The 15,394-nt window shown below is 67.5% G+C and carries 11 protein-coding genes; all 11 read left to right on the top strand.

The annotated features are described in order from the left end of the window. Position 1: 1 nt before the first annotated feature. The 11 genes from FB390_RS05150 (at position 2) to fadD32 (ending at position 15,350) form a co-directional block, all read left to right on the top strand. Positions 2 to 928, top strand: a complete 927-nt coding sequence (locus tag FB390_RS05150) for a decaprenyl-phosphate phosphoribosyltransferase (RefSeq protein ID WP_141807913.1) — start codon at positions 2 to 4, stop codon at positions 926 to 928. A 4-nt stretch (positions 929 to 932) separates the two neighbouring features. Next, positions 933 to 2,861, top strand: a complete 1,929-nt coding sequence (locus FB390_RS05145) for an arabinofuranosyltransferase AftB family protein (protein WP_246123864.1) — start codon at positions 933 to 935, stop codon at positions 2,859 to 2,861. 326 nt (positions 2,862 to 3,187) lie between these two features. Next, positions 3,188 to 4,183 (top strand): alpha/beta hydrolase, encoded by a 996-nt coding sequence (locus tag FB390_RS05140; protein WP_246123863.1) that lies wholly within the window; start codon positions 3,188 to 3,190, stop codon positions 4,181 to 4,183. A 457-nt stretch (positions 4,184 to 4,640) separates the two neighbouring features. Further along, positions 4,641 to 5,645, top strand: coding sequence for an alpha/beta hydrolase (locus FB390_RS05135; protein ID WP_141807911.1), 1,005 nt, complete (start codon positions 4,641 to 4,643; stop codon positions 5,643 to 5,645). 425 nt (positions 5,646 to 6,070) lie between these two features. Further along, positions 6,071 to 7,069, top strand: a complete 999-nt coding sequence (locus tag FB390_RS05130) for an alpha/beta hydrolase (protein ID WP_141807910.1) — start codon at positions 6,071 to 6,073, stop codon at positions 7,067 to 7,069. Positions 7,070 to 7,367: 298 nt separating this feature from the next. Beyond that, entirely contained in the window at positions 7,368 to 8,405 is a 1,038-nt protein-coding gene (locus tag FB390_RS05125) for an alpha/beta hydrolase (RefSeq protein WP_246123862.1), read from the top strand. Positions 8,406 to 8,537: 132 nt separating this feature from the next. Beyond that, positions 8,538 to 10,415 (top strand): alpha/beta hydrolase-fold protein, encoded by a 1,878-nt coding sequence (locus tag FB390_RS05120; RefSeq protein WP_141807909.1) that lies wholly within the window; start codon positions 8,538 to 8,540, stop codon positions 10,413 to 10,415. 102 nt (positions 10,416 to 10,517) lie between these two features. Further along, the gene (locus FB390_RS05115) at positions 10,518 to 11,069 is read left to right on the top strand and encodes a DUF732 domain-containing protein (protein WP_141807908.1); all 552 of its coding nucleotides are present in this window, start codon (positions 10,518 to 10,520) and stop codon (positions 11,067 to 11,069) included. Continuing rightward, positions 11,060 to 12,049, top strand: a complete 990-nt coding sequence (locus FB390_RS05110) for a cutinase family protein (RefSeq protein ID WP_141807907.1) — start codon at positions 11,060 to 11,062, stop codon at positions 12,047 to 12,049. Before FB390_RS05115 ends, FB390_RS05110 begins: the two co-directional genes overlap by 10 nt. 168 nt (positions 12,050 to 12,217) lie before the next feature. Beyond that, positions 12,218 to 13,237, top strand: a complete 1,020-nt coding sequence (locus FB390_RS05105; protein ID WP_141807906.1) for an LLM class F420-dependent oxidoreductase — start codon at positions 12,218 to 12,220, stop codon at positions 13,235 to 13,237. Between the two features lie 193 nt (positions 13,238 to 13,430). Continuing rightward, positions 13,431 to 15,350, top strand: coding sequence for a long-chain-fatty-acid--AMP ligase FadD32 (gene fadD32, locus FB390_RS05100; RefSeq protein WP_141807905.1), 1,920 nt, complete (start codon positions 13,431 to 13,433; stop codon positions 15,348 to 15,350). The last annotated feature ends 44 nt before the right edge of the window (positions 15,351 to 15,394 follow it).

Genomic DNA, 15,394 nt, shown 5'->3' with positions numbered 1-15,394 from the left:
CATGAGTGAAGAGCCGACCGGCGCCGATCTGGCAGAGGCCGTTGTCAAGGGTCCGCCCAAGACGCTGGCGGGTGGTTTGATCAAGGCCGTCCGGCCGCGTCAGTGGGTCAAGAACGTCCTCGTGCTCGCCGCCCCGCTCGCCGCGGGCTCGGTGACCGAGATCGACGTGCTCGCCCACGTCGGTGTCGCCTTCGTGGTGTTCTGCATGGCGGCCTCGGGCATCTACCTGGTCAACGACGCGCTGGACGTGGAGGCCGACCGGGCCCACCCGACCAAGCGGTTCCGGCCCATCGCCGCGGGCATCGTCCCGGTGAACCTGGCCTTCGGCCTTTCCGCGGTGCTGCTGGTCGGCTCGATCGTCGGCTCGTTCCTGGCGGCCTGGCAGCTCGCCGTGGTGATGGCGGTCTACATCGGCATCCAGCTGGCCTACTGCTTCGGGCTCAAGCACCAAGCGGTGCTGGACATCTGCATCGTGTCCAGCGGCTTCCTGCTGCGCGCCATCGCGGGCGGCGCGGCGGCGGCCATTCCGCTCTCGCAGTGGTTCCTGCTGGTCATGTCGTTCGGCTCGCTGTTCATGGCGGCGGGCAAGCGCTACGCCGAATTGCAGATCGCGCTGGGCACCGGCGCCAAGATCCGCAAGTCGCTGGAGTACTACACGCCGACCTACCTGCGCTTCATCTGGACGCTGGCGGCCACCGCGGTCGTGGTCTTCTACGGGCTGTGGGCCTTCGAGCAGGACCGTGACAACGACACCACCTGGTTCGCGATCTCGATGATCCCGTTTACCATCGCAATCCTGCGTTACGCGGTCGACGTCGACGGTGGCGAGGCCGGAGAACCCGAAGAGATCGCGCTGGGGGATCGCGTCCTCCAGTTCCTCGCAATCGCCTGGATCGGAGCGGTAGGTGTCGCTGTCTATCTCACCTGACGAGATGTTGGTAGAGGGAGCGGAGCGAACTGAAGACGAGGCGGAACGCACTGCCAACGCGCAGGCGCGGTCCGCTTCGTCTTTCCAGCGCCTATCCCGAGCCACGTTCGTCGGTGGGATCGCGCTCACCGCGGCGCTTTTCACGATCGGCGGATGGCAGCGTCGCTGGATCGCCGATGACGGTCTCATCGTGCTGCGCACCGTGCGTAACCTGCTCGCGGGCAACGGCCCGGTGTTCAACATGGACGAGCGGGTCGAGACCAACACCAGCACGGCGTGGACCTACATCGTGTGGTTCTTCAGCTGGCTGACCCAGGCGCGGCTCGAGTACGTGGTGCTCGGCATCGCGCTGACGCTGTCGGTGGCCGCGATGGTGTTCGCCATGCTCGGCACGGCCCGGCTGTGGGGCGGCGCCAAGTCGGCGCTGCTCTTGCCCGCCGGCGTGCTCGTCTACATCGCGGTGCCGCCCGCCCGCGACTACGCCACCTCCGGTCTGGAGAGCGGACTCGTCATCTGCTGGCTCGGCGCGCTGTGGTGGCTGATGCTGCGCTGGGCGCAGGCCGAGCGGGTGCGCCTCGCCGGGCTGTTCGGTCTGGTGTTCTTCGCCGGACTTGCGCCTTTGATCCGTCCGGAGATGACCCTCGTCGGCGCGCTCGCGCTGCTGATGATCTTCTTCGCGCCGCTGCCCGAGACCCGCTTCCGCCCGATCGTGCTGCGCGCGGTCATCGTCGGCGTGGCGGGCCTGGTGCCGCTGGGCTACCAGATCTGGCGGATGGGCTACTACGGTCTGCCCTACCCGAACACCGCCGTCGCGAAGGACGCGGGCGGCGCGAAGTGGAGCCAGGGCTTCACCTACCTGTGGGATCTAATCGGGCCGTACCTCCTGTGGATTCCGCTGCTCGTGCTGCTGGTCGCCGGCGTCGTCGCGGCCCGTGCCATGGGCGCGCCCGCCGCGAGCGGTAAGCCCGCCGCGACCGAGGGACGCCTGCGCCGGTTCAGCGCTTGGCTGCGCTCACCCGCCGCTGTGGTCACCCTGGTGCTGGTCAGCGGTTTCCTGCTGACGATCTACGCGTTGCGCGTCGGCGGCGACTTCATGCACGGCCGCATGCTGCTCCCGCAGCTGTTCCTGCTGCTGCTCCCGGTCGCGGTGCTTCCGATGCGGTTGCCCGAAGGCGGCCTGCGCGCGGCGAACTGGTCGTTCGCGGTGATCCTGATCGCCTGGCTCGGCACGCTCGGCTGGGCGCTGTTCGCCTCGGGCACCACGGCCATCGAGACCGGCACCAAGATCAGCTCGTCCGGCATCGTCGACGAGCGCGTCTACTACGTGCTCAACACCGGCCACGACCACCCGATCCGGGCCGAGGACTACCTCGACTACCCGCGCATCCGGGCCATGGTGAACAACATCCAGGAGACGCCCGACGGCGGCCTGCTGCTGAACTCGCCCTCGTTCATGTTCTGGTACATCGCGCCCCCGCCCCAGCCCATCCCCGATGGCGGCGCCGGCCACACGGTGTACTTCCTGAATCTGGGCATGACCAGCATGAACGTCCCGCTCGACGTGCGCGTCATCGACCAGATGGGCCTGGCCTATCCGCTCGCCGCGCACACCGAGCGGCTGGCCGACGGCCGCATCGGCCACGACAAGAACCTGTATCCGGACTGGGTCGTCGTGGACGCGGGCATGGTCGACAAGAAGCCGTGGATGCCTTGGTACCTGGACGAGAAGTGGGTTACCCAGGCCCGCACGGCCATGTCCTGCCCCGAGACGCAGGCGCTGCTGATCTCCTCGCGCGATCCGCTGACCTTCGAGCGTTTCCGGCACAACCTGCGCAACGCGCTGTCGTTCGCGAAGTACCGGATCGAGCGGGTGCCGAAGTACGAGATCCAGCGCTGCGGGCTGGTCGACCCCTTCCCGCAGCCGCCGAACTGAGCCTCTGGAGTCACACTGGGCCCATGGACCTCCGTGGGCCCAGTGGTTTCTGGTGAACTTCTCATAAACGTGTCGTACGCCGCTTTATCTCTTTTTGATAACGCCCTTGCATCGATGGCGGGTTAGGCTCTTCCGGTACGCCCGCCGGGGTGTCCACTCGACATGGACGGGGACCGGCGGTCTCCGTCGAGGCGCGGCCGTCTCCGGTCGCATGTAGCGAAAGGCCTAAAAAAATAATGCGAGGCGTGATCGGGCGCAGCGCGCAGGCTGGTCGCCTGCGTGCTCGAAGAGCCGGTGGATGGCTCAAGAAGTCGGTCTTGGTGTCGATGGCAGTCGTGCTACCGCTCGGGGCGTCGGTGGCAGGCCAGGGCGCCACCGCGTCCGCGGCGTTCAACCCGGAGGGCTTCGACTTCTGGGTCGACTCCAGCATGGGGCCGATCAAGTCGCGCATCTTCCGCGCGGCCGACGGCAACACCAATCGCGTGGTCTACGCCCTGGACGGAATGCGCGCCCGCGGCGACCTGAGCGGCTGGGAGATCGACACCGAGGTCGCCCGCGAGCTGACAAAGTGGAACATCAACGTGGTCATGCCGGTCGGCGGCCCGTCCAGCTTCTACGCGGACTGGAACGCGCCGAGCACCTTCCTCGGCATCCCGACCGGCTCGGGCCCCTCCGGCTCGTCCTCGGGCTCCTCGATGACCGGCTCGTCCGGCTGGAACGAGACCGTCGGCAAGGTCAGCACCTACAAGTGGGAGACCTTCCTGACCCAGAACCTGCGCTGGGCGCTGCGCGACCGGCTCGGTTTCAGCCCGAACCGCAACGGCGTGTTCGGCCTGTCGATGGGCGGCTCGGCCGCGCTGACGCTCTCGGCCTACCACCCGGATCAGTTCAGCTTCGCCGGTTCCTACTCCGGTTACCTGAACATCTCCGCGCCGGGCATGCGTGAGGCGCTGCGCGTCGCGATGCTGAGCGCCGGTGGGTACAACATCGACGCGATGGCGCCGCCGTGGGGCCCGCAGTGGCTGCGTATGGACCCGTTCGTGTTCGCGCCGCAGCTCAAGGCCAACAACACCCGCCTGTGGATCGCCGCGGGCAGCGGCCTGCCCGCCGCGGGTGACGTGCACTCGCCGATGGACGTCGTCCAGGGCGTGCCGCTGGAAGCGCTCGCGCTGGTCAACACCAGGGCTTTCCAGGTGCGGATGATGACGCTCGGCGCCAACAACGTCACCTACAGCTTCCCGTCCGTGGGTATCCACAACTGGCGCAACTGGGAGTCCGAGGTCTACCGGATGATTCCGGACCTCTCGGCCAACATCGGCTGATTCCAGGTTCGACCCGAAACCGCCCGGCGCAACCCGCGCCGGGCGGTTTTCTTCTGTGCCGAGCGGGCATCCGCAAGCGGGGTAGACAACGAATCGGTAGCGGGGAAACCATGAATCCTTGTGGGCTGGATCACTTTCCAGCAACATAGAAGCATTCGTTGCCGATTGATACACAGTGAGCATGGGCGGGTGAACTTTTCCATGTCGTGCTTCTCCGGAGGAGTGCCTGCCACGGGAAGAGGCGGTCTGCTCGTGTGCCTTCCAGGCACGTGGGCACCTGCCGCACATGCCGATGAAGTGGCCGGTGGAGTTGCTTGCTGTTTGCCCTCCTTTGGTCGTTGAGGAAAGGTCGAATCGAATGCGAACTGTCCGTTGGAAACACCGTTCCCGTAAGCGCGCCTTTGCTCCCGACGGGCCGCGGCCGGCGTCGCATCGGTCATCGGTGTCCGGATCGCGGATGCGCAAGTGGGCGCTCGCGGTCACGCTCGCGGTGGTGGCGCCACTGGGAGTTTCCGTGGCGGGCACCGGAGCGACGGCCTCTGCGGGATTCAACCCGGCGGCCTTCGACTTCTGGGTCGACTCGGGCATGGGCCCGATCAAGTCTCGCGTCCTGCGCGCCGCGGACGGCAACACCAATCGCGTCGTCTACGTCCTGGACGGCATGCGCGCTCCCGAGACCCTCAACGGCTGGGAGATCGAGACCAACATCCCGGAGCTCCTGGCCAGCTGGAACATCAACGTCGTGATGCCGGTCGGCGGCATGTCCAGCTTCTACGCGGACTGGAACGCGCCGAGCGAGATCCTCGGCATCCCCGCCGGTTCCGGCTCCAGCTCCGGCTCGGGTGCGATGAATATTCTCGCGGGCGGTCCGGGTAAGAGCTACCGGTACCAGTGGGAGACCTTCCTGACCGACAACCTGCGCTGGGCACTGCGCGACCGCCTCGGGTTCAATCCGAATCGGAACGGCATCTTCGGTCTTTCGATGGGCGGCAGCGCCGCGCTGACCCTGGCCGCCTACCACCCGGACCAATTCAGCTTCGCCGGTTCCTATTCCGGCTACCTGAACATCTCCGCGCCCGGCATGCGCGAGGCGATCCGCGTCGCCATGCTCGACGCGGGCGGCTACAACGTCGACTCGATGGCGCCGCCGTGGGGCCCGCAGTGGCTGCGGATGGACCCGTTCGTGTTCGCGCCCAACCTGATTCGCAACGGCACCCGCCTCTGGATCGCCGCGGCGAGCGGCCTGCCCGCGGCCACCGACCCGCCGAGCTTCAACACCCTCAACGGCATGGGGCTCGAGGCGCTCGCCCTGGCCAACACCAGGGCCTTCCAGGTGCGCATGGCGACGCTGGGCGGCGGCAACGCCGTCTACTCCTTCCCGGCCTACGGCATTCACGCCTGGAACAACTGGGCCGAAGAGGCGAGCCGCATGCTTCCGGACCTGTCCGCGAACATCGGCTGACGAACCACCGAGGGACCGCTCGGGGCCGCCACGGCTCCGAGCGGTCTTTCGCGTTGGCTGAACGATCGCTGGCGGACCAGCGAGGATCGACCCCCTATATAAGGAAGCGCCCCACCGGGAGTGGAACCGGCCCCCATCCGGTTTTGATCACGATCCGATATAGGAGCGCGTCTCGCGACGGTTTGCTTCGAATATGCACATATAGAAGAGCAGTACCGCTCAGGAACAGCAGTACCGCCGAAACCCGTGCTAGTCCGGTTCTCGGCGTCAGTGGCGATCCTCATGCACGACGGTTGCGGTCGACGGAGACCGCGCGGGCGAAAGGTCTGGTCGATGCGAGTTGACGGGTTGAGCGAACGCAGTGAGCGAATCATGGACCGGCGCGCACCGCGCACGCTGGTGCTGAGCGCGGACGAGGTGCGGGCATGAGCCGGGGGGTTGCCGGCGGGCGTTCCCCGCGGCGGTGGTTGCGGCGTTCGGTCGCCGGTCTCGCCCTCGCGCTCGCGGTGCCTTTCGGCGCCGCTACCGCCGGGCTGACCGCACCGGCCACGGCGGGTTTCAATCCGGCCGGCTTCGATTTCTGGGTCGATTCCAGCATGGGACCGATCAAGACGCGCATCTTCCGCGCCGCGGACGGCAACACCAACCGCGTCGTCTACGCACTGGACGGCCTGCGCGCACGAAACGATCTGAGCGGCTGGGAGATCGACACCGACATCTCCCGGATCCTGACGCAGTGGAACATCAACGTCGTGATGCCGGTCGGCGGTCAGTCCAGCTTCTATTCGGACTGGATCGCGCCGAGCAACATCAACGGCCAGACGGTCACCTACGCATGGGAAACGTTCCTGACCGAGAATCTGCGCTGGGCGCTGCGCGACCGGCTGGGTTTCAATCCGAACGGCAACGGCGTATTCGGCCTGTCCATGGGCGGCAGCGCCGCGCTCGCGCTGGCCGCCTATCACCCCGATCAATTCCGTTACGCGGGTTCGTATTCGGGATATCTGAACATTTCGGCGCCCGGCATGCGCGAGGCATTGCGGCTGGCGCTGCTCGACGCGGGCGGTTTCAACATCGACGCCATGTGGGGCCCGCCGTGGGACCCACGCTGGCTGCGCCACGACCCGTTCATGTTCGCGCAATTGTTGCGGCAGAACGGAACTCGGCTCTGGATCTCCGCGGGCAGCGGCCAGAACGGACCGCGTGACGTGATCAACGCGCCGATCGACGTCTATCACCTCGGCAACGCCATGGCATTGGAGACGCTCGCGCTCGCCAACACGCGCGCGTTCCAGGCCAGGCTGGACAGCCTCGGCGGCGGGAACGCGGTCTACAACTACCCGGCGGTCGGGGTCCACAACTGGCATTACTGGCAGGATCAGGTGCTCGCGATGCTGCCCGATATGAGCGCCCATCTTGGATGACGTAACAAATTGACCCTTCGGGGACGACATCACTGCTGGAACGCGGTAGGGTCACCGCACGATCACAGATTGTGCGCGGGCGGATTTCGGCCACCCGGTCGACCGCAGCCTTGCTAAGGATTCGGACGTCGAATATCCTCCTGCGAGCGTAAGTGTGACCATATCGTTGTAGCGCCGTCGATTGATGCCGGAATGTCGGGAACCGGTATCGGTGTGACGTGCGTCTCGTTGGCAGCACGGGTGTCGTCCCGCCGGTTCGGCGCGGCGGCACCGCAACAGCAGAAAGTGAGCAGGATTCATGCGTTTCGGCAGGGCCGCCGCGCCGAAGAGTGTCAAGTCGGGTCGGCGAGGCGCACCTCGTGGTTGGCGTAATCGAATTCTGGCTGTCGGTGCCGCTGCGCTAGCGCTACCGATCGCCGCCGGACTGGCTTCCCCGACCGTCGCCACAGCCGCTCCCGCGCACGCCCCGGTGCTGCGCGCGCCGGCCGGTGGTTACGAGGAGTTGATGGTCCCGTCGCAGATGGGTCCGATCAAGGTTCAGGTCCAGTGGGCATCGCGCGGCGGCAACGCGGCGCTGTACATGCTCGACGGCCTGCGCGCTCGCGACGACCGCAACGCGTGGTCGTTCGAGACCAACGCGATGGACCAGTTCAAGAACGACAACATCACCCTGGTGATGCCGGTCGGCGGTCAGTCGAGCTTCTACACCGACTGGTACGCGCCGAGCAACACCAACGGTCAGAAGACCACCTACAAGTGGGAAAGCTTCCTGACCAACGAGCTGCCGAACTTCCTCGCGGGCTACGGCGTCTCCAAGAACAACAACGCGGTCATCGGCCTGTCCATGGGCGGTAGTGCCGCGCTGGCGCTGGCCGCCTACCACCGCGACCAGTTCAAGTTCGCCGCCTCCTACTCCGGCTACCTGAACATCTCGGCGCCGGGCATGCGCGAGGCGATCCGCATCGCGATGCTCGACGCGGGCCGCTACAACGTGGACTCGATGGCCGCGCCGTGGAGCCCGCAGTGGCTGCGCATGGACCCGTTCGTGTTCGCGCCGCAGCTGAAGGGCCTGCCGATGTACATCTCGGCGGCGTCGGGTCTGCCCGGTCAGTTCGACCGGCCCGCCTCGCCGGTCGGCCTGTTCAACACCGGTAACGCGATGGCGCTCGAGGCTCTGTCGCTGGTCAACACCCGCGCGTTCCAGGTCCGCCTGAACTCGCTGGGCATCCCGGCCTTCTTCGACTTCCCGGCCGCGGGCACCCACTCCTGGAAGTACTGGGAGGGCCAGCTGTGGAACTCGCGCAAGGGCATCCTGGACGCCACCGGCGCCTGGTGATCACCGCGCACTGAACAACCGCACGACGCCGTCGCTTCCTCGCGAAGCGGCGGCGTCGTCGTTTTCCGACACGCGGGTGCGCTATGGGCGCGGCTACCGGAAACTGGGGGTTTGCCGGAGTAGAAAGCTCATGTGGCTGGAGTTGCGTGTGGTAGATGGGGGAAAGCCCGACGGCGCGGCGGACGCACGGCGCGCGGCCGTTTCGCCTTGCTCGCCACCGCCCTGGTGCTACCCCTCGCCGCGGGAATCACCACCCCGCTGACCGCGCCCGTCGCCGCCCAGCCCGCGGCCGCCCTCGCCGAGGCCACCGTGCAGAACGTGGTCTGGCTGAGTGACCGCCGGGTGGCGCTGTGGGTGAACTCGCCGTCGATGGGCACGCAGGTGCAGGTGCAGTTGCTGCTGGCCAGGGATTGGAACACCCGGCCCGACGCCAGGTTCCCCGTGCTGTTCATGCTCGACGGCCTGCGCGCCACCGAGGACGAGAGCGGCTGGACCAAGGACGCGGGGGCGGCGGGCTTCTACGCCGACAAGAACGTCACTGTGGTGTTGCCGGTGGGCGGCCAGTCCAGCTTCTACTCCGACTGGCTGCAGCCGAACAACGGCAAGAACTACAAGTGGGAGACCTTCCTGACCAAGGAGTTGCCGCCGCTGCTGGAGAACCAGTGGCGGGCCACGGAAGTGCGTGGCATGGCAGGCCTTTCGATGGGCGGCACCGCGGCCATGTTCCTCGCCGGACGCAATCCCGGTTTCGTCAGGTACGCCGCCTCGTACTCGGGCTTCCTCACCACGACCACGCTCGGCATGCCACAGGCCATCGAGTTCGCCATGCGCGAGGCGGGCGGGTTCGACGCGGCCGCGATGTGGGGTCCGCCGACCAGCCCGGAGTGGGAGAACCACGACCCCTACGTGCTCGCCGACCGGCTGAAGGGCACCAGCATCTACGTCTCCAGCGGCAGCGGCGCCACCGGGCCGTTCGATCAGGCCTCCGGTATTCCCGGCGTGAGCACCAACTACGCGGGCATGGGTCTGGAGATCCTGTCCCGGCTCACCTCGCAGAACTTCGTCACCAAGCTGGCCGAGTTGTCCATCCCCGCGCAGGTCAACTACCGGCCATCGGGCACCCACTCCTGGCCGTACTGGGACTTCGAGATGCGCCAGTCCTGGACCCAGGCGGCGGTCGCGCTCGGGGTCGAATCCGACAAGCCCGCGTGCGCGCCCGCCGAGACGGTCGGCGCCGCCGTGTCCGCCAACGGCTGGCTCGGCGAATGCGTCACCGGGGAGTACCAGGTGGCGGGCGGTGTCGCGCAGGACTTCCAGGGTGGCCGAGTCTTCTATGGGCCCGAGAGCGGCGCGCACGCGGTCGGCGGCATGATCGGCGGCGGCTACCAGGCCGCGCACGGACCCGCGGGCCCGCTCGGCCTGCCGACCGGAGGCGAACGCGCGTTGCCCGACGGTCGCGGCCGGTTCCAGCCGTTCCAGCACGGCTCGCTGTATTGGACGCCACAGACCGGCGCGCAAGTGGTGCGTGGCGCGATCCTCGACGAATGGGGCGCGCAGGGCTTCGAACGCGGGCCGGCGGGCTATCCGACCGCGCCGGAGATCAAGACGCCGAACAAGGACGGCGCGGTGCAGGCCTTCGAGGGCGGCCCGTTCTATTACAGCGCCAAGACCGGCGTGCACCGGGTGCACGGGCTGATCCTCGGCAAATACGCCCAGCTGGGATACGAGAACAGCTGGCTCGGTTTCCCTGCGGCGGAGGAACTTCCGCTGAAGGATCTCGGCCGCTACAGCCGATTCGAGGGCGGCAACATCTATTGGAGTCCGCTCTCCGGAGCCTGGGCGGTGCGCAACGGGCCGATGATGGACGCCTGGCAGGGCGTCGGCTTCGAGAACGGCAAACTGGGGTATCCGATCAGCGACGAGTTCGCGATTCCGGGCGGCGTGCGGCAGAACTTCCAAGCCGGGTTCATCACGGTGGTGAACGGCAAATCGGAGGTTCACGGTCTTTGATTCCGACCGGTCTGTCGGCTGACTCGCGCCGGTCGGCCCGTCGTTGCCATTACCCTGGGGGCGACCGATCCCCCTTGCCCAATAGATCGAGGACAGAAATACATGCATCGGACCCGAGGAAAGGTACTCGGCGTCGCCGTGGCGATCGCCGCGACCGGCCTGCTCAGCGCCTGCGGTGACAACGACTCGACCGCGACGAGCACGCCGACTCTGAAGCCGACGACGACGACCTCGTCGCCGGCCGCCGCCGCGCCGACCAGCCCGGCCGAGACCGGCCACGAAGGCCACGAGACCGCCCCGGCTCCCGCGCCCGAGCAGGCGCCGCCGCCCGCCGAGACCGTCGCGCCGGAGCGCCCGGAGCCGGTGCCGACGAACGTGGTGCCGCCCGCCGACACGTCGAACCTCACCGAGAAGGACCGCAAGTTCCTCGACGCGCTGAAGGCGCAGGGCATCACCCCGTCCAGCCCGGATATCGCGCTGAGCATCGGTAGCTACGTCTGCCAGGGCGTCGCCTCGGGCGCGTCCGAGCAGGACCTGACCACGTTCGTCAACGCGATGGCCGGTTCCGACCCGTCCTTCGACCCGGCCAAGATGCCGGTCGAGCAGGCCGGTCAGATCTACATTCAGACGGCCAAGCAGAACTACTGCCAGTGAGCGCGCGCGGTTCGAGACCCCGCCGGCTTCGGCCGGTGGGGTGCCTGGTCGCGCTGGCGGTCGTCGCGCTGATCGTCGTCGTGGTGATCTTGCTGTGGTTCCTGCTGGCCGGACGGCTGCGGGTGCCAGAGCCGGGCCCCGAACCGCCGCCGAAGCCGCCGATCTCGCAGCCGGCCACCTGCCCGGACGTGCAGATGATCTCGGTGCCGGGCACCTGGGAGTCGAACAGCACCGACGACCCGCACAACCCGGCGGCCAACCCGCTGTCGCTGATGCTCAACATCTCGGGGCCGATTCAGCAGCAGTTCCCGGCCGAGCGGGTCGACGTCTACACCGTGCCGTACGTGGCCCAGTTCTCGAACCCGATCGCCATCCCGCCGGACGGCCAGGAGTCCTACAACAACAGCCGTTCCGAGGGCACCCAGCGGATGGTCGACATGATGACCGAGCGGTCCCGTGAATGCCCCTTGACGACCTACGTGATCGCCGGGTTCTCCCAGGGCGCGGTGATCGCGGGCGACGTGGCCGCGCAGATCGGCGCGGGCAAGGGACCGGTTCCGGCCGACCGGGTGCTCGGCGTGACGCTGATCGCCGACGGCCGACGCACACTGGACACCGGCCCGGGACGGGCCATCCCGATCGGCACGCCGCCGCCCGGCGTCGGCGCGGAGGTCGCGCTGGCAGGCCTGAAGGTGCCCGGCATCACTATGACGGGTCCGCGTGACGGTTTCGGAGCACTCGCCGACCGCACCTACACCATCTGCGCACCGGGCGACATGATCTGCGATTCGCCGCCGCAGGCGCTGAATCCGGTGAACTGGATCCCCAGCGTGCTCGCGCTCGTGCGGGCGGTCGGAAATCCCGTGCACGCCTTGTACAACGGATACGTGGTGGACGGCAACGGCACCACGGCGACCCAGTGGACGGCGAGCTGGGCGAGCGGTCTGATCGAGGGCGCCCCTCGACCGCCGCATTCGTGAGATGGCACAAACCACGCCGATGTGGTCGTGTGTTCGGCCAGCCACTGGCGCAGCAACCGTACGGGAGTTCGTCGCTACGTTGTAAAGTGCGCTGATGATCGCGACTACCCCCGAGTATCAGGGGCGCGAGTCGCGCCGCATTTTCCTTACAGCCAGGAGCATGAGTTCATGACACAAGCCGCCGCCACGGCCGGTGAGCTGACCGCATTGGGCACCCCGTTGCGTCCTTTTCGCTTCGCGGCTGCGGGCGAGGGAAACAAGCAGGAGGGCGGCGCCCGCAAGTTCGTTCAGACGGCGCAGCAGGCCGAGGAGTACGGCTACGACACCTTCGTCGTGCCGGATCACCTCGGTGACCAGATCGGTCCGATCGCCGCGCTCGGCGCACTGACCCAGGCCACCGAGAAGATCCGCCTCGGTACGTCGGTGCTGGCCAACGGCTTCCGCCACCCCGTGGTGCTCGCCAAGGACCTGGCCACCATCGACGTGTTGTCGAAGGGCCGCCTCGAGGTGGGGCTCGGCGCGGGCTGGAAGCAGGACGAGTACCAGGCCGCGGGCCTGGTCTACGACTCCCCGGGCGTGCGTCTCGCCAAGCTGGACGAGGCGCTGACCATCCTCGACGTGCTACTGCGCGGCCAGGAGTGCACGTTCGAGGGCAAGTATTACCAGGTCAACGGCATCAAGGGCACCCCGCGTCCGCGGCAGGGCCCGCGCCCGCCGATCTGCACCGGCGGCGGCGGACCGAAGATGCTGCGCCTGGCCGCCAAGCACGCCGACATCATCTCCGTCGTTCCGGTCACCACCAAGAACGGCAAGGGTCTGCTCTCCGGCATCACCATGGAGAAGACCATCGAGAAGGTGAATCTGATCAGGGAGGCCGCGGGCGAGCGGTTCGACCAGATCGAATTGAACTGGGCCATCACCGCGATCGTCATCACCGACGACCGGGAGAAGACCGCGGAGATGGCGCTCTCGGCCATCGATCGCGGTCTGCACCCCGATCTCGAGGTCGACACCAAGCTCTCGGTCGAGGACATCCTGAATTCGCCCTACGTGGCGATCGGGACGTTCGAGGAGATCGCCGAACAGATCCGTCGTGTGCGGCAACTCACGTCGATGTCGTATGTCGGCGTCTTCCCCACCCAGATGGACGCGTTCGCACCGGTTATCCCCCTGCTGCGGGACGAGTGACCCGGTCTTCTCTGTAACATGACTCTGGTTTGAGAACATTTAGCCGATAGCGGTCACCGCGCAGACCGCGTGAAAATCTGCAGGTTCGGCTCTAGGACGACGAGCACCCGCGGGCGAAAGCGAGTCGGGGCCTCACAGGTAACAAGCGGCGGTACCGCCGTCTTGCTGCGTGTGCCTCGGAGGAGAAGAAGGAATGGAAGAGACTTTCGACGACTACCTGGACGAAACCGGGAACATCCGTATTCCCGAGGATCACACCCTGGTTGATCACGTCGAGAAGCACACCCGCAACGACGCGAACACGCTCGCGTACCGCTACATCGATTACTCGCGGGAACTCGATGGCGAGGTACACGAGCTGACGTGGCAGCAATTCGGTGTTCGGCTGCGCGCGGTGGCCGCCCGTCTGCAGCAGGTCACCAAGCCGGGCGACCGGGTTGCGATCCTGGCTCCGCAGGGCCTCGACTACGTGGTCTCCTTCTTCGCCGCCATCTACGCGGGCACCATCTCGGTGCCGCTGTTCGACCCGGACGAGCCCGGCCACACCGACCGCCTGCACGCGGTGCTCGGCGACTGTGAGCCCTCGGCCATCCTGACCGCGAGCTCCTCCGCGGCCGGGGTGCGTCAGTTCTTCCGCGCGCTACCCGCCGCCCAGCGCCCGCGCATCATCGCGGTCGACGCGATCCCGGACAGCGTCGGTGAGACCTGGGTCCGCCCGGACATCAAGATCGACGACATCGCCTACCTGCAGTACACCTCGGGCTCGACCCGGGTTCCGGCCGGTGTGGAGATCACCCACCGCGCCGTCGGCACCAACCTGCTGCAGATGGTCCACTCCATCAACCTGGACTGGAACTCGCGCGGCGTCACCTGGCTGCCGCTGTTCCACGACATGGGTCTGCTGACGGTGATCCTGCCCGCGGTGGGCGGCAAGTACATCACCATCATGTCGCCGAGCGCGTTCGTGCGCCGGCCGTACCGGTGGATCAAGGAACTCGCCGCGGTCTCCGACGGCGCCGGGACCTTCGCCGCAGCACCGAACTTCGCGTTCGAGCACGCGGCGGCGCGCGGTCTGCCGAAGCCGGGCGAGTCGCTGGACCTGTCGAACGTCATCGGTCTGATCAACGGCAGCGAGCCGGTCACCACGTCCTCGATGAAGAAGTTCAACGAGGCCTTCGCGCCGTACGGCCTTCCCAAGACCGCAATCAAGCCCTGCTACGGCATGGCCGAGGCGACCCTGTTCGTCTCCGCGACCAAGGCCGAGGACGAGGCGAAGGTCGTCTACGTCGACCGCAACGAGCTCAACGCCGGTCGGATGGTGAAGGTCGACCAGAACGCCGAGAACGCCATCGCGCAGGTGTCCTGCGGTTATGTGGCGAAGTCGCAGTGGGCCGTGATCGTGGACCCGGAGACCGTCGAGAACGACGGCGGCGGACACGAGCTGCCCGACGGCCGGGTCGGCGAGATCTGGTTGCACGGCAACAACATGGGCATCGGCTACTGGGGCCGTCCCGACGAGACCGCGAAGACCTTCCAGAACAAGGTCACCGAGCGGCTCGCCGAGGGCAGCCACGCCGAGGGCGCCGCGGCCGACGGGAACTGGATGCGCACCGGTGACTACGGCGTGTACTTCGAGGGCGAGCTCTACATCACCGGCCGGGTGAAGGACCTGGTGATCGTCGACGGCCGCAACCACTACCCGCAGGACCTCGAGTACTCGGCGCAGGAAGCGAGCAAGGCGCTGCGCCCCGGCTTCGTCGCCGCGTTCTCGGTGCCCGCCAACCAGTTGCCGCCCGAGGTGTTCGAGCAGGGCAGCCACTCCGGCCTGAAGACGTTCGACGCCGACGACGCCTCCGAGCAGCTCGTCATCGTCGGCGAGCGCGGGCCGGGCGCGGGCAAGGCCGATCCGCTGCCGATCGCCGACGCGGTGCGCGCGGCCGTCTCGCAGCGCCACGGCGTGACCGTGCGCGACGTGCTGCTGGTTCCCGCGGGCTCGATCCCGCGCACGTCCAGCGGCAAGATCGCCCGGCGCGCCTGCAAGACTGCTTATCTGGAGGGAACCTTGCGCGGTGGTTACACCCAGCAGGCTTTCCCCGATGCACCGGAAGAGTAATAGCCCAGGGTGAGCTAGAGGCCGACCAGCGACGCTCGGCGCGG

This window comes from Nocardia bhagyanarayanae (genome assembly GCF_006716565.1).
Taxonomy (GTDB): Bacteria; Actinomycetota; Actinomycetes; order Mycobacteriales; family Mycobacteriaceae; genus Nocardia; species Nocardia bhagyanarayanae.
This window is presented reverse-complemented; position numbering and strand designations above follow the sequence as displayed.